Source organism: Streptomyces sp. RP5T (genome assembly GCF_003933965.1).
Lineage (GTDB): Bacteria > Actinomycetota > Actinomycetes > Streptomycetales > Streptomycetaceae > Streptomyces.
Genome location: NZ_RSAJ01000024.1, coordinates 13,972 through 33,278 on the forward strand (window position 1 = coordinate 13,972; position 19,307 = coordinate 33,278).

Here is a 19,307-nt window from a genome sequence, read left to right on the forward strand (position 1 = left end):
GACGCAGACGCACAACGGCGAACGCTCACGAACGTCTACGGACCATCAGAACAGGTCCGAGGCAGATCACCTCAAGGCGCACCTTCCGCCCAAGTTGCTTCGGGATGAAACGGCCATGGTTTCAAATCCCGCCATCCCGATAGCTAACCTCGATCTTTCGTGGCGTTCTGCCGGATTCGCTGGCGGGTCGTTTCGATCGGGAGAGGGGAGCCCGGGTTGGTGTTCGGGCTCCCCTCCCTGTAATTAAGTGCGGCGTGTCATCGGCAAACGTCGTTGTGTGGACGGGCCCTCAGATGCCGCCGTCACGCTGCGACGTGCCCCACCACACCGATGTTGCCGTTCATGCTGGCGATGTTTCCCACCGCGCCGGCACTGACCACACCGATGTTGCCGTTCATGCTGGCGATGTTTCCCACCGCGCCGGCACTGACCACACCGATGTTGCCGTTCATGCTGGCGATGTTTCCCACCGCGCCGGCACTGACCACACCGATGTTGCCGTTCATGCTGGCGATGTTTCCCGCCGCGCCGGCACTGACCACACCGATGTTGCCGTTCATGCTGGCGATGTTTCCCACCGCGCCGGCACTGACCACACCGATGTTGCCGTTCATGCTGGCGATGTTTCCCACCGCGCCGGCACTGACCACACCGATGTTGCCGTTCATGCTGCCGACGTTTCCCACCGCGCCGACACTTCCAGCCATGCCCCCGACATTCCCCACCAAGCGCTCAGCGTCGCGCACTCGATTCCGCGCCTCGCGGAGTTCTTGGCCCAACTGCGGGCCACCCATCCCTAGGCCGACCCCATACGCAGTACGCGCTGTAGGTAGGGTCCTCCCGGCGAATACCTCAGCCACGACCGTTTTGGAGACGCCACTATCTCGATCCTGCTTTCTTGATTCCTCGGCAATGGAGCGGATGGAGGGGTTGCCAAGTTCCGCGCGGATTTCACGTACCCATTCGGCCCACTCGGCTGGCATCGAGCCGATGAACGGCTTATGCATTGACACCTCCATTTTCTGATTCTGAATTTTCACAAATCCAAGCAATGAAGAAGCGGAAAATTCCGCTGAAGGCGCCGCCGATGGCCGCCATGCAACCCTTCCTCACTAGTTCCTTCGATTCTGACTCTTCGATCGCACTCCGCTGGTTCTTTAAATTCTTGACGTTCTTGGCGGCATCGCTTTGGAAGCTCGACGCCTCGGAAGACTTTGGCATGTCCTGAGAGTGCCATCCTGGGTGAGGTGTCGTCACAAATCCGGACAAGCCCAGGTCAGTGGCATTGAGTCAAGCCGCGGACTTCCATCCCAGCATGGGTTGGCCGCCCTTTCGCCGGTCGGTGGCTGCGCGCGTATGGGCACGCGTCAGCAACGACTTGGCTCAAGAACGCGCACTGGTGGGGGAGTTGGGGGCTTATGAGCAAGAGACGCTACGTGGCCTGGGGCGTGCCCGGTGGTACCGAATCTGGGACAACCGAGGACGTCGATCGTGGGGCGATCTCTACGAGTTGTGCCCTGACGACCTCCTAGCCGAGCTCAACGGCGAGGCGGACCACGCGCGAATCACCCTCCTGATGAAGCGCTACAGGGTACAAAGGCGGTAGACAGCGCAGTGCCGGGGTGTTGATGACGAAGGCGCGCACCACGTGGTGGCGCGGTACCGCAGCGAAGTACAGCAACCCCAGCAACCGGCAGCACTCCACACCGGCTCGCATGGGCCCCGGGGCAACCTGTATGACCTCCCCTGACCGATCTCTACAGAGCTACGGATCAGAAGGTTGCAGGTTCGAATCCTGCCGAGTGCACATCAGACCAGAGGCCCTGTGGAGTGATCCACAGGGCCTCTGATTTTTGCGTTGACGGCAGTGCTTGATGGCAACGCTGATCGCATGGTTACAGGGCATGCGGTCGGACCGTCGCCTTTCGTCCCATCTGTTGCCATCACCTCTCTCGCTCCGATAGAACCCGATACGCGCGGATCGTCATCCGCTGGCCGCTGCTGAAGGTGACGTGCTCACGCTGTCCACCGGCAGGGATGCCATTGGATGGACAGCAATCCCGCACCCCCGGTGGGGCTCCCGGGGATCAACCATGTGACCAGGGGGGTATCACCGCATTGGCAATGACCAGAGGTGAAAAGGGATGGTTCAGCGGCGTAAGCGCTTTGGCCGTGGTGCTGCTCCTGCTGCTACTCAGCTCTTGTGGCGACGACTGTGAGAACGTGGCGGCGGCGCCGGGTGCGACGGTCACTGTCACGGCCACTCCGGGCCGGCCTGGAAGCCAGGTCGGGAAGAACGTCGACAGCGCCTCGGAGCGAGCACGGCAGAGCGGGTTGAGCGTTTCGGTCCACGATGCCAGCAATCAGGACGAGGCCCCAGGCGGGGACTGGACGGTGTGCTTCGAGAAGGCGACCTTGAGCAAGGTCGACTTCGCTGCCGTGCCAGACGGGGCGCCGTGCCCGAAGAAGGACGGCCAACGCATCACCTGGCCCAAGATGCCGAACGTGAAGGGCGCCACGTATGCCAAGGCGGTGGAGAAGCTGGGGGATGCCGTTGGTGAGGTAGCCATCGAGGCCGCCTACGAGGACGAGGCGGCGTACGACACGGACAACGAAGCTGGTGCCTACGCGAACTGGAAGGTGTGCTTCCAGAGCGTCAAGGCTGGGACTGCCCTGCCGTATGAACCAGATGTCACCCTGCACGCCGTGGAGAAGGGAGAAGCGTGTCCATCATCTAAGGGGCTTTACAAGGACCCCACGAACGATCCGGACTACGTCGACCCCGATCACGTCGACCCCGACGACGGATGGTCTGAAGACGACAGCAGCAGTGGCGACAGCGGTAGCAGCGAGGAGGACTACTACCCCGGTGATAAGGGTGGATGCCCGCCTGGCGGTTGCTACAACCCGTGTCCGCCCGGAGGCTGCCAGTAGTACGCAAGGGCCCGCGCCAATGTTGCTCTGGCGCGGCCCTTGTAGGCGGAGTGAGTGGCCTTATCTACCTCAGGGCGTCCCCGACGCGGTCGAATGCCAAGCGCTGGGAGTCGAGCCGGACGAAGGTGTAAATGTCCATCGTCACGCGGATCGAGCTGTGGCCCAGGACCTCCATGATCATGCGGGCGTCGGCACCCTGCTCGTGGAGGAGCGAGGCGCAGGTGTGTCGAAGGTCGTGGAAGCGGACCTTGCGGACGCCGGCCCGTATGGACAGCGCCGCGAAGGAGCGGTTCAGGTTGCGCGGCTCGATCGGCGTCCCGTTCTTCGTCGTGAAGACCAGACCGTGCCCCGTCCCCTTCCAGTTGTTGGTGCTTGTTCGGCGGACTCGCCGTCGTGGCTGACTTTCGGTGGTCCAGGTCAGAGCTGTGCGCCCAATGACCGTCGTTCATTCGCCCTCCTCCCCAACGCAACGCCAGCTGACAGGGGTTGCAGCCGCACCCGAATCCAAGCACGCCGACTGCCCCGGTACCATCGGCACCGGGGTCCTGATCAGGGCTTCCACGACCGGACCGCCCGGAATGCTGTCCAGGCTGAGGGTGGTCCGGTCTCTTGTTGTCGGTCGCCCGCACGAGCAGGCTCGGCGAAACGGGCCGTGGGATCAGCTCAGGGCTTTACCCACCTCGTAGATCGTCGGCCGATCTTCGGGAGCGTGGCTGAGCATCGCGTCGACCAGATCGCCCAGCTCACCAGGCGCCTTCACTGGACGGCGCCTTCCGTTCGCCACTGCTTCTCTCTGGACGGCGCGCGGAGCGTCGTCCGGGTACTCGACCGCACGCCACCCGGTGGCTGAGATCAGGAGGGACGCCCCGAGGGCGTAAATGTCGGCCTCCTGCGTCGGCTCGGCCTCTCCGGTGTCGAGCACGCTGCGAGCGATCTCTGGTGCCTCGTAGTGGACGAGGCAGCCGCGGAACGGGAAGTCGTAACTCTCAGGTACCTGCCTGCCGCGGGCGAGCGCGAGGTCGATGAGATGGGTTCGTACCGGCCCGATGACGAAGTGGGCAGGCTGCACGTCGCCGTGTGCCCAGCCCCGTACATGGAGTTCTGCCAGCGCTTCGACGCAGCCCAGCGCCACGCTGTAGTGCGGCGCGATGGATGAGCCGCGCCTGCGGCAGGGCTCCCAGATCCGGTACAGGTCTGGCCCCTCGTGCCACGGCTGGAAGTTCCAGGTGCCGCGCTCCCACTCGCCGTACGCGACCTCACCCGAGCCGAGACGGTGCAGCACAGTCCCTTCGCGTGCGGGCGCAAGCGCGGTCCAGGGTTGGGCCGGCCACTCCTCGGTGGCCTCGATCGGATAGCCGAGTTTCACGGCGTGGTGACCACGGGGGCCGTCCACCTCCCAGACCGTGGAGCCCCTACGGCTCAGGACCAGCCGTTGTTCCGTGGGCATGAGCGCGTCGAGCACCACGATCGGCATTTCAGGGGTTGAGTCGGACAACGTCCTCTCTCCTTCCGGCGCTGCGGCCGACCACCAACCCGGGCCGACCGCACCGCTGTTGTCGGGTGCTACGCGTCACCGTAGGGACGGCCGCAGTCCGAGTCGCACTGTGCGAGGTTCGTGCCGTCGACGGTCCACAAGTCGTCGAAGACCGCGAATCCGGCGGCCTTCATGGCACGGGCCGAGGCCGCGACCTTCTCCGGGGCGCGGGCCCCGCCGCCCGGCTTCGGGTTGTGATGCAGGAAGCGGCCCGCGTACCGCTCACACAGCTGGGCGTACTCCTTGGTGTGCAGGATGAGGGCGTGAAGGCCGAGGTCGACATCGTCCGAAGGGACCATGGAAACGGTGGCAGTTGCCGCCGTGACCACGAAGGCCACCGCCTGGTCGGCGATCCGCTCGGCACGCTCGGCCGTCTCGCTGTTGTGGGTGACCACGAAGTGGGCGAGGCTCTCGAACAGTTCCTCACCTGCGACCGCGCGACCAGTCTTCTGCACATTCGCCGTTGCTGTCATGTGCCGTCTCCTCATGTGAAGTCTTGCAGGGCACTTACCTGCCGCCTCGATCGCCGAGTTCAACTCGAAGGCGATTGCCAGCGGGATCGGAGGCCGGCCCCGAACGGGGACGGGGAGCCGTACGTGGCACCCGCTCGGGGCGGCCGGTCTAGTACTGGCCGATACCGAGGGCCATGCCGATCACCAAGCCGCACGAGCCGCTGATGCAGATGATGAACAGGACCCCGGCATACCGGCCGACGGCGCGCATCACAGCCCGACCCGACTGTTGCCGTTCCTCGCTGCCAGGCGGGCGCTGAGTTCTTCCCGAGCGCTGAGCGCGAGGACGTTGTCCGGCATGGCATCCCACTCCCTGCCTCCAGGGATTGGCCGCATCTGCACGCGACCGCCGATCTCACCCATGACGACGCCGATGCGTCTGCTGGCACTGTCCTTCGCCAGTTCGCCGATGCCTGGCCTGGTCTGCTGGTTGCTCGCCATGCACACGAGCTTCGTGTCGACCACCAGGACGTCGGAACCACGGACAATCACCACTTCAGGACGTCCCGCGTTGGGTAGAACGTCCCTAGTGCCGTCCCCGGATGTTAGGAGAGATTGAAATGGCAAACGAGAGACTACGTGCGGCCATGGCGGCCGGTGGATGGACGTACAACGCCCTCGCCGTCAAGGTCGAAGTCGATCCCAAGTCCGTCGAACGATGGGTCAACCTGGGGCGTACGCCGCGTCGAGCCACGGCCATGTTGGCAGCAGAAACGCTAGGAGAAGACGTGCACGCTCTATGGCCATCGCTCAGGCAGGCACGCCCCGCCCGCGCCGTCAGCCCAGAACTTGTGGCTCTCTACGACCAGCGGGCGGACATCCCCGTATCCACCTTCGTGGACCTGCTGACCCAGGCGCGCGAGCAGATCGACGTGTTGGTGTACGCCGCTGTCTTCCTGCACGAGGCGTACCCGAGACTCAACGACCTCTTGAAGGAACGAGCCGCCGAGGGCTGCACGGTCCGCATCGCGCTCGGCGACGCGGAGAGCTCGAACGTCCAACAGCGCGGCGACGAGGAGAAGTTCGGCCACGGCATCCAGTCACGTTGCCGCCTCGCGCTGATGCACTATCGGCCCCTTATCGGGACGGGAGGGCATCGAGGTACGGACCCATGCCACGACGCTCTACAACTCGATCTATCGGGCCGATGACCAAGCCCTGGTCAACGCCCACGTCTGGGGCGTGAACGCCTACCGGGCCCCTGTGTGGCACCTGCGGCGAAATGGGGAAGGCGGCATGTTCGAGACCTACGCTGACAGCTTCGATGAAGTGTGGGCGACCGCGAAGCCAGTACGAGAGAAGTGATCATGGCACGCACTGAGTACTACGACGACCCAGACGCCCCCAAGCCCAACAGCCTGGTCGTCGCCGCGTCCGCAGTGGTCACTGACGACGAGGGACGCATCCTCCTACAGCGCCGGCGGGACAACGATCTCTGGGCGCTGCCTGGCGGCGGCATGGAGATGACGGACTCCCTGCCGGGCACTGCCGTTCGTGAGGTGAAGGAGGAGACGGGCCTGGACGTTGAGATCACCGGTCTCGTCGGGACCTACACCGACCCTCGCCACGTCATCGCTTACACGGATGGTGAGGTGCGCCGACAGTTCAACGTCTGCTTCACCGCGCGTGTGATCGGGGGCCAGCTCGCGATCTCGGACGAATCCACGGAGCTGAAGTTCGTCCAGCGCGAGGAGATTGATCAACTGCCCATGCATCACACGCAGCGGCTACGAATCCGGCACTTCCTGGAGCAACGTGAGCGGCCCTATCTCGGTTGATTTTGGCGTCTTTGGATCAGATAGGCCGACCTCTGAGGCGTAGCGCAACAGAGGCTGGTCACTGGAGGTCATCCGGGCCGAGGGCGACCACGCCCTTGTCGGCCACTGCGGTGTCAGTGGAAGTGACCACACCGCTGCGGTCTTGGAGGTGGGGCCTTGTTGGTTCCGTGGTGGGGAACGAACGAGGATCATGTGCGCGGCCACCATTAGGGCAGCCACCGCGCACACACCCAAAATCCAACGAATCATGACTAAAATCGCGAAACGCCCCCGAAATGCCTAGAAGCGGGCACCAAGGTAGTCTCCCAAAACCTTTCACCCAATGCCGGTCACCTGGCACGCCCCGCCAATCGATGTTGGGCCTCGGGAGCAACCAAGGGGGGCTGTGAACAGCATTGCCGCTGTTCACAGCCCCCTTCGAACAGGGGCGCTTGTCAGACGGGGTGAGGTCTACTTCGTCAGCCGTCGCATCAGATCGGTGAGCTCCGCTTCCTGCTTCGCCAAGCCACTGGTCGCACCCGCGGCTGTGCACATGTGCTGGGCCGCGCGTACCACCGGGGCGACTTCTGACAGGTGGGCTCGCCTTTCCAGGCGTATGCGAGCGAAGGTGATGTGGGCGTCTACCGCGATCTCTAGGGGTGTTGCGCTCAGCCCATCCGTCCGGATGAGTGAAACCGCCTCCCGCGTGGCTGCCCGCGCCTCCTGGTCGCGTGCTAGTGCGTGGTATGCCGAGCCGAGACTGGTCAGGCAACGGACCTGGAACGGCACCAGAGAAGGATTTTCGTGGCCGTTCTTCCGAAACTCTGTCAGCAGAGTGTTCGCTGTGATGAGGTCTCGCAGACCGGACTCACTGTGGCCCTGTTCGACGGACATTTTCCCTTTCATCTCAAGGACGGTGGCCAGCTCCAGCCGCACCCCGGGCCGCTCCGCGCCCCGGGCTTCGTAGAGGCGAACGGCATTCCGGGCGCTTGCCGCCGCTTCCTCCCGATGGTTTGCCGCCCACTGATGCAGGGCGAGCAGAGCGAGAAAGACCGCTGTCTCCACCCCTTCCGTTCCTCCGATTTCCCGCAGCGTGGAGCCGAGCCTTCTGATGCCTCGCGCAGATCTTCTGAGGTCGCCGACGGCGACCAAAGCACGCACGTACGAGGTCGTCAGCCGGACGTCCAGCCAGGGTAGGGGAGCGTAAATCTGGCGGAAGTGCGCGTACGTGCGTAGTGCGATCAGGGACATCGTCACGGAATTGCTCAACTCGCCTTTCGCCAGGAGGATGTCGGCGATCCTGCTCTGGCGCTCCGCGAGATCCGGTGCGAACCACGGGAGGCGCTGCGCGAGTTCTTCGCTCGCCTCCGCCGCCTGCCGCGCGAGGGTGAGCGCTTGGTCGTGATCGCCAGCCATCTTGAGCGCATCGGCCCGCGCCCCAAGGACCAGTGCCAGGACAGTCTTGTCCCCTGGAACCGGGACGCGAGTGTTCGCCTCTGTGTCGGTGAGGGTAACGCTCTCCAGGGAGAGCGGAAGCGCGGTGGTTACCCGTCCGCACTTCAGGAGGATCGTCGTGTGCTTCGCCAGGGCGACCGCCAGCGCTTCACGATGCCGGGGTTCCTTTCTCGCCAGGCTCCGGTACAGACGCAGTGACTCCGACGAGACGGTCAGTGCCTTGATCGGGCTCTCGTGCGCCATGGTGTCGCCCAGGACTGCGAGCGCCTCTGCCAGCGGAACGGTCCGTCTCTTGTCCGCGTCCCTCACCTTCCGTGCGAGCGACACCGCTTCGCTGGCCGAGTCGATGGCGGCGCGTGTGTGTCCTTTCCTCACCTGCACCGTGCTCATGAGGGCAAGAGCCTGTACAAGGCGCTCGGCATGGTGGGTGGACCGTTTCTCGGCGAAGAGCTTGCGCCATTCTGAGACACTCTGCGCTGCCGTGCGCCAGGCGGCTTCCACGTCCGCCATGCGCAGCAGGAAGCCGGCTTGGGAGTGCAGCGCACGGGCCAGGTGCACACGGCGATTCGGGCCCCATTCGGACACTCGCCGGAGTCGGCTCACCGCTTCGTCGCAGATCATGAGGGCCCGCAGGTCACCCGATTCATAGAAGAGCCATTCGGCATGGTGTACCAAGGAGGCGGAGAGCGCTGTTCCGAAGGTACCCGCGGTCCTCTCGGGGGCAGTCGGGCGGGAATCGTCCGGCGCTCCGCCCACTGACAGGGCATCCTTGATCTTCAGCGCCTCTGCACCAGCCTGCGCTGCCTCCTTGTGGCTGCCCTGCTCGGTTAGGGCGGCGCACAGACTAAACAACGCGTCGGCCAAGGCGGCGCTATGGCTTTCCGATCCCGCTTCGGCGAGAGGACGCAGGAGGGCGATCTCTTGGTGTGCAGTCTCGGCAGCCTGGTCGAACAAACCGGCAAGCTGATATGTTGATGGGAACGCAGCGTATCGGCCACGATCCGCAGAGTCCCGAGTTCGATGTGTGGATTGTTAGCTAAGGTGGCCAAAGAGGCGTTGCCGCATTCCAAGACGATCCGAGGACGAGCCTTGAGCAAGGGGGAGAGGTAGTCCACGGAGATGTGGCGCCACCGAGGTGCCATCTCGATGAGCGTGGTGAGGGCCGCGCGAACGCTCCGGCTGTCGTCCTCACTCGACGACTTCAGTAACTGGTCCGTGGCCTCAGCCATCCAGCGCTGCCCCGTGAACTCCGCGCCGTGACCCGGTAACGTCAGGGCGACGAAGTCCTCGGCCAGCCGATCGGGTTGCAGAGGCTCCAGGACATCGTCCTCTTCCCTGAGCACGGAGGGAGACGGATAGCAGAAGGCGTGGTCCTCGACGATTTTGCGGGCGCGTTCGTTATTGCTCGCGGTGCCCATGAGGACCGCGATCTCGTAGGCCTCCCGCCGTCGCAAGGGACCGCACAACGAGGCTGCATAGACCGCGCTTTCCAGCGCTTCGGCATCGGTGCGGAGCCGCTTGCGGCGCTCCAGGTTCTGCCAATGGTCCCGTTCTCGTTTCAGAAGGTACGAGGACAGTCGTGCGGGATCCACAGGAGCCGAGGTCTTCTGGTGATAGGCGTCGACCGCGGCAAGCGCCGCCATGTGGATCGTGAGGATCAAGGAGTAGGCGGGGTCGGAGAGCAGTCCCGGAGGTGGGTTGACCGCTTCGAGCTCGGAGACCTTGAGCCGCGCGGCGAATGCGTTGCGTGCTTCGAGGAAGGCGCGCTCCCGGTCTTCTAGTCGGGCGCCCAGAGGGGGTAGCCGGACCGCTTCCGCGACCAGGTCCAGATCCCTGTCGAGACTGTACTCAAGCTGCTCCCACCAGGCGCCGGCGGGTCGCGAGAGCAGGAGAATGCGAAGCGGTAGCTTCCAGAGTTCTAGGGACTGACGGATGAACTCCGACAGGTCATGCTCGGGCCATCGCTCCGCGTAGTCGACGATGACCAGGACACCTGTGGCGTCTTCGCCCACCACGGGCGCGCTTCGCATGTCCGGCGCTGAGTTCTTCGTGTGCTGGGCTTCCAGAGCTATCCATCCGGCTTCACCCCAGGTCCGGGCGAGGTGCCGGGCGAACCGGGTCTTGCCCTCGCCGCCGGGGGCGTGCAGAAGGCGTAGGAGTACGTCCTCGTCACGGTCGCGCCATGTGGCGAAGTCCTCCTCCTCGTCGGACCGCCCGGAGAAGTCCACCACCTCATCGCGCGTGCGCAGGAGTTTGCTCGGTTGCTGACGTCCCCGTGCGGCAGCCGAAAGGGAAATGCGGTTCTCCAGGAACAGCTTGTTGATCCGCCAGGGGGGTGTGACCTGGGGGATGATCATGTCGCGCCCCGCCTGGTAGACGGTCGCGTTTTCGTCCGCCCACGCGACGATGCTGGAAAGGGGCCGGTCCCACTCGGTCAAGGACGGTCCAGAGCGATGTCGCGACCTGCCTCGCCGAGCTTCGCCCGCCGAACGTCCGGCGTCGCTCCCATCCTCTTCAGCAAGAGATCCATGGCAGCCCCCCAGGTTCACCAATAGTGGACAAATGCTACATGCGGTTGAAGTCCCTGCGAACGGGTGCGCACCGACCGGGAAAGCCGCAGGGCGCGGTCTCAGCGTTCACTCAGACGGCTCCTGTGGCCTCGTCCGGTCCGAGCCGACGATGTAGTCGCGGCCGACCTGGATAAGGCGGGCGTTGCCGCTGGCCCGCCCCCGAAGGCGCACCGAGGTGCCGCGTTCGGCGGGTCCGGCGTCGAAGTTGGCGTCCCGCTGCCTCGCAGTGCGGTCCCCTTGCCCGGGCTCCACCGCCTTGCCAGAGAGATAGGGTTTGATCACTGCCGTGACAAGACCCGGCACGAAGACCCAGCACGTCTCCTCAAATTCCGGCTTGCCGTTGACTCTGGCTGTGGCCGGAAGGAAGTGATGTGGTTGCAGCGTGGGTGTGCGGCCTGCCCGGACGGCTCGCCGGAACACCGGGTCTGACACCACGGCCGCCAGCGGAAGACCGTGGTCGGCCGCCGCCGCCATGGCCTGATAAGCCGGTTCGCTGTCGATGAGCCGGCACGCGTCATTGACCGCATCACCCCGGTGCGCGGGTGGCTCCAGCGGGCCGACATGCACGCTCGCGCGCAGCATAAGTTTCGGTTCGTCGGCTAGCCGGGTTCGCGCATGTTGCTCCAGCGCCCGGCTGAGGTTTGCGAGAAAAGGGTCGACAAGTCGGGCCGTGTGTCGCGCGTGAAGTACGTAGATGGCTCCGTCCCCCCGGTCTTTCACCGCGTCTTCTGGCGTTGAGACGTCGCTGATACCGCTCTGCGTGAACAGCGTTGAGACGATGTCGTCGAGGCGGGCCCGGGTGGGCGCCATGTGCATTTCGGGAATCTGGCTATACCCCTTCATATCGATGACCAGGAGCGCGTGCTCCGGGGGCACGTCAGCTGCGTCGGACGCGGGGAGAGCGGGCATGGAACCTGGCCTCTCTGGCTCATGAGAGCCTTCCGGCTCATGAGAAGGGGTGAGATGTGACGTACGCGATGGTCCTCGGTCGCGAGGTCGTGTGGTGCCCAGGAGTGGGCAACACACAGGCTTGTTGCGTCACTCCCGGGTATTTGCGTGAGTCTGGATCGACGCGATGTCCCGTATGACGAGACCACCGGATGCCTCCGTATCGAGCCACCCCTGCACTCGCCATGGTCGGAGAGCTGATCCGACGGCGTTGCGAGATGCGCCGATCATCTGTGACAGCTCCGTCTGCGTCAGCCGTAGGACGTGATGGGTGCCCGGGGCCGAGGCCGCCTGGAGCAGGCGGCCGAGGGTGGAGGCCAGCCGGACAGGTACTGGCGCAGTGGCCATCTCCAGGCGTACCGCCTCCGCTTCGCGGACTCGTGCTATGGCGTGACGCAGCAAAGGGCCCAGAAGTTTGTTGCTGTTGGTGAAGGACAGGAAAGCCGATGCGGGTACGACGTGAACCCTGCAGACCTCGGCAGCCGTCACAGACGCCGTACGCGGCTGATTATCCAGGACGGCCAGCTCTCCCAGAATCTCACCCGAGCCGCGCACTGACAGTAATGTCTGCTCGCCTTGAGCTCCCGCCACCGTGATCAGGACGGAGCCGGAAGCCAGTAGGACGACGTGAGTGCCGCGATCACCTTGGCGTAGCAGTACAGACCTTGCCGGCCGCACGTGAAGCGGCGCCAGGTCGCACAGTTGCGCCCACAGATGTTGACCGATGACCGAGCTGTGTGACCGGTACATACCCACCCCCGTCGTGATGGCCGTCACCCCGTGATGTTCTCAAATGGTGATGTAAAGGATCAACAGTGCTGCTCCCGATACGGTGAGCGCCGCCATCGTGACGTCCACGGCACACCTGAGGATCCGGAACTTCCGTTGAGCCAGTGTCGTGAACAACGCGAGCCGCTCGGCTTGCAACAGCTGATGCCGGTCCGCTTCCGGCGCCATGGGGTCCGCCTCGGCGGTCTCCGGCCGCCCGGGGATAGCGGTGAGGCACGCGAAGATCCTCAACTTGCCGTCTGGCGGGAGGACGGGGCGTATGGCCCACATCGTCATCATGAGTGCCGTCCCGAGAAGGCCAGCGACACCCGCCAAGGCGGTCATGGGCACCCATGCAGATTTCGGCATCGTGGACAACAGTGCCGCGTCGGCGGTCAGTAGACCGCCGATCAGGCCGCACAAGATTGCAGCCTTCATGTCTGCGCGCTGTAACTCCTGGAACATGCCGTCCACTTCGGCCTCAAGCCGACTACACCACCCCGGTCCGTGCGCGCCGGAGTTCCCACTGGGCTCGGACATACGCCCCCCTGACGTCTCAGCCGCTGTCTGTGATCTCAACCGTGCCAGGCCGACACCAGCGAGGGTGACCAACGCAGGGCGCCAGGCCTGCCGAACGCGTCACACACGGGTCGCAACACCAGCCCCTGAGGGCGTTGCCTTAACCAAGCCACGGCGGATCTATTAGAGGCGTGGACCTCCCCTGTTGGCGGAGGAGCGTGACCAACTTCTTCGACTCACAGCGCAGGGTTTGATTAACGCGGCCGCGTGCCCACGGCTGGCAGACGCTCCCCCCCCGATGGACCGTCAGCAGAGCTGAGATGACCTTAAGTAGGGTGCCGCTTCCGCCGCAGATCAGGTGGTGTTTGCCGCCCGTCTTGCGCCCGACTTGCCGCGTAAGGGTGCGCTGTCGAGCCCCGCTCCGTCCTGGCACCGTACGACGAGAGGCCCCGGAAGTGGAGGCGCTTTCTAGGGGTCGTTGCAACACGTGGTCGTGTTGATCAGGCCGCGAGCAGTTTATGCAGGCGCTCGGCTGGGGTTTCCCAGTCGAGCGTTTTGCGTGGGCGGTCGTTCAGCTCGGCGGCCACGGCCGTCAACTTGTCGCGGTTGTGGACGGACAGGTCAGTGCCCTTGGGGAAGTACTGCCGCAGCAGGCCGTTCGTGTTCTCGTTGGAGCCGCGCTGCCAGGGGCTGGCTGGGTCGCAGAAGTAGACCGGGATGTCGGTGGCGACAGTGAAGGAGCCGTGGGCGGCCATCTCGGCGCCCTGGTCCCAGGTCAGGGACTGCACCAGGTGAGCGGGCAGCGTCTGAACGGTTTCCACGAGCGCGTCGCGGACTTGTTCGGCGGTTCGGCCCTCGGGCAGGTGCAGCAGCATCACGTAGCGGGTGGCGCGTTCGACGAGGGTGCCGATGGCGGAGTTGCCGTCCTTGCCGATGATCAGGTCGCCCTCCCAGTGGCCGGGCACGGCGCGGTCGTCGGCCTCGGCCGGACGTTCGCTGATCATGACCATCGGAGTGGCGAACCGCGGGGTTCGCTGCTGTGCCTGGCGGCGGGGCTTGCGACGGACGCGGCCGGTGCGCAGAGCCCTGGCGAGTTCACGGCGCAACTCGCCCCGGCCCTGGACGTAGAGGGCCTGGTAGATCGTCTCGTGGGCCACGCGCATCTCCGGCCGGTCGGGGAACTGGGCCCGCAGAGCCTGGCAGATCTGCTCGGGGCTCCAACGTATGTCGAGGTGGCGCTGGATGAAGCCTTGCAGTTCGGGGTTCTGGCCGATCTTCCCGGGCTTGGGGCGAGGCCGGCGGGCTTGTGCGCGGGCGTGGGCGGCGTGCGGCCGGTACTGGCCGTTGCCCTGATGCCGATTGCGGCGGATCTCGCGACTGATGGTGGACGGGCTGCGGCCCAGCTCAGCCGCTATCTGCCGGATGGCGGCCTTCTCCCGCAGCCGGTCGGCGATGTGGATGCGGTCGGCCTCGCGCAGATACCGGGACGGGCCCTGGGGCGACACCACGGCGAGTACCGGGGGTCTCGCTTTGTCCTTGCCGGAGGCAGCCCGGCCGTTGCGCCACCGCTTGCCCGTTCGGTAGTTGATCCCGACGCGCTTGCAGGCTTCGGCGCTGCTAAGGCCCTGGTCCATGAGTCGGAAGTATTCCTCCCGCTCACGGACCAGGATCTTGCGGCCCTGAGCCTTGCCCCGGTTCTCCCGGATCTTGAAGTCCATCGCACCCCTACACCTGGGGTGTTGCGACGACCACTAGAACCCAAGATCACGGTCCGGGGCCTTTGTCGTTCTTGCAGACCACGTCAGGTCAGGAGGTATGCCTTCAGGATCGTCACCGTGTACGTGTTGCCGGTGGTGTCGGTCAGGGTGGATTTGAGGGAGACCGAGCGGGCGTTTTCAGGGTGGGTCAGGGTGAGGGTTCGTTTGCCTTGGGTGGTGGTCACCGGGGTGGGGGACCAGCTCTTGCCGGCGTCGTAGGAGACCTGCACCGTCAGGGATTTCAGGTGGGTGGCCGCCGGGCCCTGGAGGGAGAGGGGGATCGCGGTGCGGCGACCCGCGGGGGCCGTGCCGGTCGGGGTCAGCTTCGGGTGGAAGCGGACCGTGGACAGGGGCAGCGAGCCGGAGTCGGACGGGCTGGACGTGAAGGTCCAGGCCGCTGTCAGGTGGCTCGTGGTGGTGGCCACCGACGGCGGGCGGGTCAGGGTCGTGCGGATCGTGTAGCGGGCCGGGGCGGACGGGAGCTTGTCCACGGTCTGGCAGAGGTCGCCGTCGTTGTCGAGCAGGGTGGTGCCGTCCGCGGTGACCGTGGTGTGGCGTCTGGCCGTGGAGTAGGCGGGGTGTCCGGCACCGTCGGCGAGGTCGGGGACGCACAGGTCCAGGGTGTCGCCGTCGCGCTGTGCGCCGTACGGGCCGCCGGTGATCGGGCTGAAGACGCCGACGTTGTACGTGGCCGCGTAGGTCCGGCCCGCCTGGTACGACCTCGCGCTCTCCGTGCCGTAGAAGACGTCGTCGTCATCCACGGCGGCGTTTCGCTGGCCCAGGTTGGCCGTCCACTTGAAGCCCTTGGGCGTGGTGACGTAGATCTTCGCGGTCGTCGGCAGCGGGAAGGGGTCGCTCACCGTGCCCAGTGACAGGGTGGGGCCGCTCCACAGGACGTTGACGATGCCCTTGCGGTGCGGGACGGACGAGCCGAAGTTCCGCTTGAGCAGGGCCAGTTCGTTCATGCGGGTGGTGTGCCGATAGCCGGTGGGGAAGCGGTCGGGCAGGTTGTGGAGCAGGTGGTAGGTGGTGCTGCCCTTCTGCCACAGGCCGCCGAGCTGCGTGCTGAGCCTCCCGGGAGGGGCGGCCGGTCCCAGGGTCGCGGTGCGCAGGTTCTTGAACGTTCCCCAGAACAGGGTGCTGTTGTGCGGTTCGCCCCCGGTGCCCCCGTTACTCCCGGTTCCCACGGCGAGGTTGAGCTGGCCGTCGGACATCTTCGCGCCCTGCGGCGCGGTGATCCCGACCGGCTTCGCCTTGCGCGCGTCGAGGACGACCGTGGTGTCCCGGGTGAGGGAGAGTCGCGGCCGGACCAGCGCGGAGGTGCCCCCGGCGTCGGCCAACACGGTGTCCACGACGTAGTCGCCACGCGGGACCCGCACCCGGTACACGCCCTTGGAGATCTGCTCGGAGTCCTTGAGGTTCGTGGTCCAGTACGTGCCCGAGTACCCGAGGATCTCGGTCAGCGGAGCGCTTACGGGCTTGCCGCCGCGGTCGAGGAACTTCAGGGTGAGGTCGTACGCCTCGGCCTCGCGTACGACGCCGAAGGCGGTCCGTACGGCCGCGGGGTCGGCGGCCGCGGAGTCGGCACCGTTCCGCGCGGTGGCGAGCAGCGTGCCCGAGTAGACGCCGTCCGCCGCCTCGACGCGGGTGTCCGCGGTGAGGTCGACGCCGGCGGTGCCGCCCGCCGGGACGGTGAGCTGAGGGGTGCTCAGCGTGAACATGCCCTCGGGGGCCGTGCTGCCTTCCGGGCCGGTCGCGGTGGCCGTCAGGTTCAGGGTGACGGGCTGGTCGCCGTCGTTGCGGTAGGTGATGTGCCGGGTGACCGGCCGGTCGTCGGTGTGGGGCCACAGCTGCTTGCCGAAGGACACGGAGGTCTGTTCGCTCGCCACCGTCCCCTCCAGCGCCCGGGACACGTCGAGCCGGCCCGTCCCCTGCTGGTAGCCGGTCGCGCCGGTGGTCGGGGTGGTGGACGCGGTGAGCGCCTGCTTGATCCGCGCGCCGGTCCAGTCGGGGTGCCGCTGGGCGAGGATCGCGGCCGCCCCCGCGGCATGCGGTGTCGCCATCGACGTACCGGACATGGAGACATAGCCGTCGGCCGCCGGGTCGCCCAGGTAGCCGTGCGCCGCCCTCGCCGAGACGATGTCCACGCCCGGCGCCGTGAGGTCCGGTTTCAGCGCGCCGTCGGCGGTCGGGCCGGTGCTGGAGAAGTCGGCCAGCCGGTCCTCGCCGTCGACGGCGCCCACGGTGAGCGCCGACTCCGCGGCCCCGGGGGAGCCGACGGTTCCCGCGTCGGGGCCCTCGTTGCCGGCCGCGGCGACGGTGAGCATGCCGGTGCTCTTCGAGAGGGCGTTCACCGCCGCCTCGACCGGGTCCTCCCCCGGGGTGTCCTCCTGGCCCAGGCTGAGGTTGGCCACCTTGGCGCCCTGCCCGGCGGCCCACTCCAGGCCGGCGATGACGCTGGAGTCGCTGCCCTCGCCGCTGTCGTCCAGCACCTTGGCGTCGAGGATCGCGGCACCGGGAGCGACGCCCTTGTAGCGGCCGCCGGACTGTGCGCCCGAGCCCGCCAGCGTCGCGGCCACATGGGTGCCGTGGCCGACCATGTCGTCCGTGCCGGCGGTGCCGGTGAAGTTCTTCGAGGCCTTCACCGCCGCGGCGAGGTCCGGGTGGGTGGTGTCGATGCCGGTGTCCAGGACGGCGACCTTGACGCCCTTGCCGTCGTATCCGGCCGCCCAGGCGGCCGGGGCGCCGATCTGCGCGACGCCGCCGCCCGCCGCGTCGCCCGCCTTCCGGCCCGCCTCCCCGTCCGCTTTCCCGGACTTGGCGCCGTCTTCGTCCGCCGGCGCCTTGAAGCGGCCGTCCAGCCAGACCCGCGCGACTCCCTGCTCCTCGGTGAGGGCCTGCCACATGTCGTCGGCCCCGGCCTTGGGCACGGTGATCGCGGCGCCCGCCACACTGGGCAACTCCCGGCGCACAGTGGCGTCCGCGTCCGCGACCAGCGACTTCTGCGTGCTCCTGCGCTGGGCGGACTTGCCCTCGTACGACACGATCAGCGGGAGCGTGCCGCGCCGGGTGTCGTCGTAGCCGGCCCGTATCAGGCCGCTGACGTCGAACAGCCGCATGTCCAGGACGCCTTGGCCGATCAGGGCGGCGGCGTCGGCGGGAACGACGTACTGATCACCCCCGACGCCTCGCACGGACACCGGGACGTGCTCACGGCCCGGCGCCCGCCGTACGCCCGTCACCCGGCCCCGGGCGTCCAGCAGGACCCGGTCGCCGGTGAGGAGGGTGACGTACCGGCCGGTCGCGGAGGCGGAGCCGGCTGTCCGCGCGCCGAGGGCGGAGCCGCCGGGCGCCGCGACGGTGGTGGTGTCCTGGGTCCGTACGCCGAGGCCGGAGCCCGTGGCCGCCACCGAGACGCCCGTCATCAGCCCCGCCACCAGCAGGGCGGCCAGCGAGGCGCTTGTGGTTCTGTCGCGCATTCAGCTCACCTGCCCGGGGACCTGCTTGTTGGCGTCGACGACCGCGCGCTCGGTGATCGCGCTGGTGTGCGTGACGGTGCCGACCTTGAGGGGATTGTCCGCCGTGGCCTTGACCACCACGATGCGCTCGCCGAGGAACCGCAGGGTCTTCCTGTCGAAGATCCACTCGATGCGCTCGCCGTTGCCGGAGTCCTCCCGCGCGATCGCGACCCCGTGCCGGCCCGTGGCGTCGACCGCGTCGTCCACCGAGACGACGCCGGGGATCTTGGCCGCGGCCTTGTAGAGGGCGGCGCCGACCTCGGCGGGCGGGTAGCTCGCGCCCAGCAGATCGCCGATCGCGACGAAGGCCGCCTGGTCGCGCGGGACTTCGGGGTCCCGGACGGCGTCCGACTCGCGGTAGATCCGCCGCAGCAGCGCGTCGGGATCGGTCGGCAGCCCGGCCAGGGCGTTGTAGGCGCCGCTGAACGGGACGTCGCTCTTCAGGGTGATGCCCTTGTCGCTGGTCTGACCGGCCTCGATCAGCCAACCGTCCCTGCCGTCGAGGGAGTTCCAGACCTGGCGGGAGTGCAGCTTGTCGCTGACCACCTCGCTCTTGTCGCCGACGGTCTTGATGTAGGTGTCGGCCACCTTCGAGGCGATGTAGATGTACTGGCCCTTGCGCGGGGTGGGCGCGGAGGTGTCGGCGGCGGCCAGGGAGATGCGTTCGAGGAGCTGGGGGGCGCCCTTGGCGTCGGCGGCGCCGATCCTGGTGGTCAGTGCGGGGCCGGTGGCCAGGGCGGTCTTGTCGTCGTCCGCCCGGCCGCCGGTGAGGGCGAGGCCGCCCACGACCGCGCTGGCCAGGGCGAAGGCCGCGGCGGGCAGGAGGATCGTACGGCGCAGGAACGGGTTCGAGCGCTTCCCTGGCGCGACCGGAGAGCCGACGGGCGTACGGGAGGAGGTGGCGGACGTACGGGAGGAGGTGCGGAGGTCTTCGTGGATCCGGGCCATCATCTGCTCCTTGTGGAACTGGTGGCGGCCCGCCGGCAGATCCCGCTCGGCGGAGGGCAGCAGACCCTGCGTCTCCGTCCACTCGGC

The 19,307-nt window shown here is 66.8% G+C and carries 15 protein-coding genes and 2 pseudogenes; 4 read left to right on the forward strand and 13 right to left on the reverse strand.

Features of this window, described 5'->3' with window-relative positions; genetic code table 11:
* Positions 1–302 precede the first annotated feature (302 nt).
* Both EHS43_RS04680 and EHS43_RS04685 read right to left on the reverse strand, forming a co-directional pair.
* A complete protein-coding gene (locus EHS43_RS04680) occupies positions 303–1,007 on the reverse strand; it encodes a hypothetical protein (protein ID WP_125189247.1) in 705 nt (234 codons plus the stop codon).
* Complete coding sequence (locus tag EHS43_RS04685) at positions 1,000–1,221, reverse strand: hypothetical protein (RefSeq protein WP_125189248.1); 222 nt, start codon at positions 1,219–1,221, stop codon at positions 1,000–1,002. Before EHS43_RS04685 ends, EHS43_RS04680 begins: the two co-directional genes overlap by 8 nt.
* 197 nt (positions 1,222–1,418) lie before the next feature.
* Here EHS43_RS04685 and EHS43_RS47415 point away from each other — a divergent pair.
* Positions 1,419–1,606, forward strand: a pseudogene (locus EHS43_RS47415) (hypothetical protein).
* Between the two features lie 518 nt (positions 1,607–2,124).
* Positions 2,125–2,934: a PASTA domain-containing protein gene (locus EHS43_RS04695; RefSeq protein ID WP_125189249.1), complete on the forward strand. Its 810-nt coding sequence runs from the start codon at positions 2,125–2,127 to the stop codon at positions 2,932–2,934.
* Between the two features lie 64 nt (positions 2,935–2,998).
* Here the strand turns inward: EHS43_RS04695 and xerC are convergent, their stop codons facing one another.
* The 4 genes from xerC to EHS43_RS04715 all read right to left on the reverse strand — a co-directional run bounded on the left by xerC (position 2,999) and on the right by EHS43_RS04715 (position 5,421).
* Positions 2,999–3,370: a tyrosine-type recombinase/integrase gene (xerC, locus tag EHS43_RS04700; protein ID WP_312023409.1), complete on the reverse strand. Its 372-nt coding sequence runs from the start codon at positions 3,368–3,370 to the stop codon at positions 2,999–3,001.
* Positions 3,371–3,592: 222 nt separating this feature from the next.
* Entirely contained in the window at positions 3,593–4,429 is an 837-nt protein-coding gene (locus EHS43_RS04705) for a protein kinase (protein ID WP_125189250.1), read from the reverse strand.
* Between the two features lie 68 nt (positions 4,430–4,497).
* Complete coding sequence (locus tag EHS43_RS04710) at positions 4,498–4,941, reverse strand: hypothetical protein (RefSeq protein WP_125189251.1); 444 nt, start codon at positions 4,939–4,941, stop codon at positions 4,498–4,500.
* 249 nt (positions 4,942–5,190) lie between these two features.
* On the reverse strand, positions 5,191–5,421 hold the full coding sequence (locus tag EHS43_RS04715) for a hypothetical protein (protein ID WP_125189261.1): 231 nt from the start codon (positions 5,419–5,421) through the stop codon (positions 5,191–5,193).
* Between the two features lie 119 nt (positions 5,422–5,540).
* Here EHS43_RS04715 and EHS43_RS04720 point away from each other — a divergent pair.
* Together EHS43_RS04720 and EHS43_RS04725 are read left to right on the forward strand one after the other, a co-directional pair.
* Positions 5,541–6,285: pseudogene (locus EHS43_RS04720) on the forward strand (XRE family transcriptional regulator).
* A gap of 2 nt (positions 6,286–6,287) precedes the next feature.
* On the forward strand, positions 6,288–6,758 hold the full coding sequence (locus EHS43_RS04725) for an NUDIX domain-containing protein (protein WP_125189252.1): 471 nt from the start codon (positions 6,288–6,290) through the stop codon (positions 6,756–6,758).
* A gap of 450 nt (positions 6,759–7,208) precedes the next feature.
* Here the strand turns inward: EHS43_RS04725 and EHS43_RS04730 are convergent, their stop codons facing one another.
* The 7 genes from EHS43_RS04730 to EHS43_RS04765 form a co-directional block, all read right to left on the reverse strand.
* Positions 7,209–9,146: a hypothetical protein gene (locus EHS43_RS04730; RefSeq protein ID WP_185806109.1), complete on the reverse strand. Its 1,938-nt coding sequence runs from the start codon at positions 9,144–9,146 to the stop codon at positions 7,209–7,211.
* A gap of 1,682 nt (positions 9,147–10,828) precedes the next feature.
* Positions 10,829–11,638, reverse strand: a complete 810-nt coding sequence (locus tag EHS43_RS04740; RefSeq protein ID WP_260470383.1) for a hypothetical protein — start codon at positions 11,636–11,638, stop codon at positions 10,829–10,831.
* A 162-nt stretch (positions 11,639–11,800) separates the two neighbouring features.
* Positions 11,801–12,487 carry a Crp/Fnr family transcriptional regulator gene (locus EHS43_RS04745; RefSeq protein ID WP_260470384.1) on the reverse strand — a complete coding sequence of 229 codons (687 nt, stop codon included), beginning with the start codon at positions 12,485–12,487 and terminating at the stop codon, positions 11,801–11,803.
* Between the two features lie 12 nt (positions 12,488–12,499).
* Positions 12,500–12,943 carry a Pycsar system effector family protein gene (locus EHS43_RS04750; RefSeq protein ID WP_260470386.1) on the reverse strand — a complete coding sequence of 148 codons (444 nt, stop codon included), beginning with the start codon at positions 12,941–12,943 and terminating at the stop codon, positions 12,500–12,502.
* 554 nt (positions 12,944–13,497) lie between these two features.
* The gene (locus tag EHS43_RS04755; RefSeq protein WP_125189257.1) at positions 13,498–14,715 is read right to left on the reverse strand and encodes an IS30 family transposase; all 1,218 of its coding nucleotides are present in this window, start codon (positions 14,713–14,715) and stop codon (positions 13,498–13,500) included.
* Positions 14,716–14,798: 83 nt separating this feature from the next.
* Positions 14,799–18,233 carry a S8 family peptidase gene (locus EHS43_RS04760; protein WP_125189258.1) on the reverse strand — a complete coding sequence of 1,145 codons (3,435 nt, stop codon included), beginning with the start codon at positions 18,231–18,233 and terminating at the stop codon, positions 14,799–14,801.
* A partial coding sequence (locus EHS43_RS04765; protein WP_125189259.1) for a CU044_5270 family protein occupies positions 18,234–19,307 on the reverse strand: 1,074 nt, incomplete at its 5' end.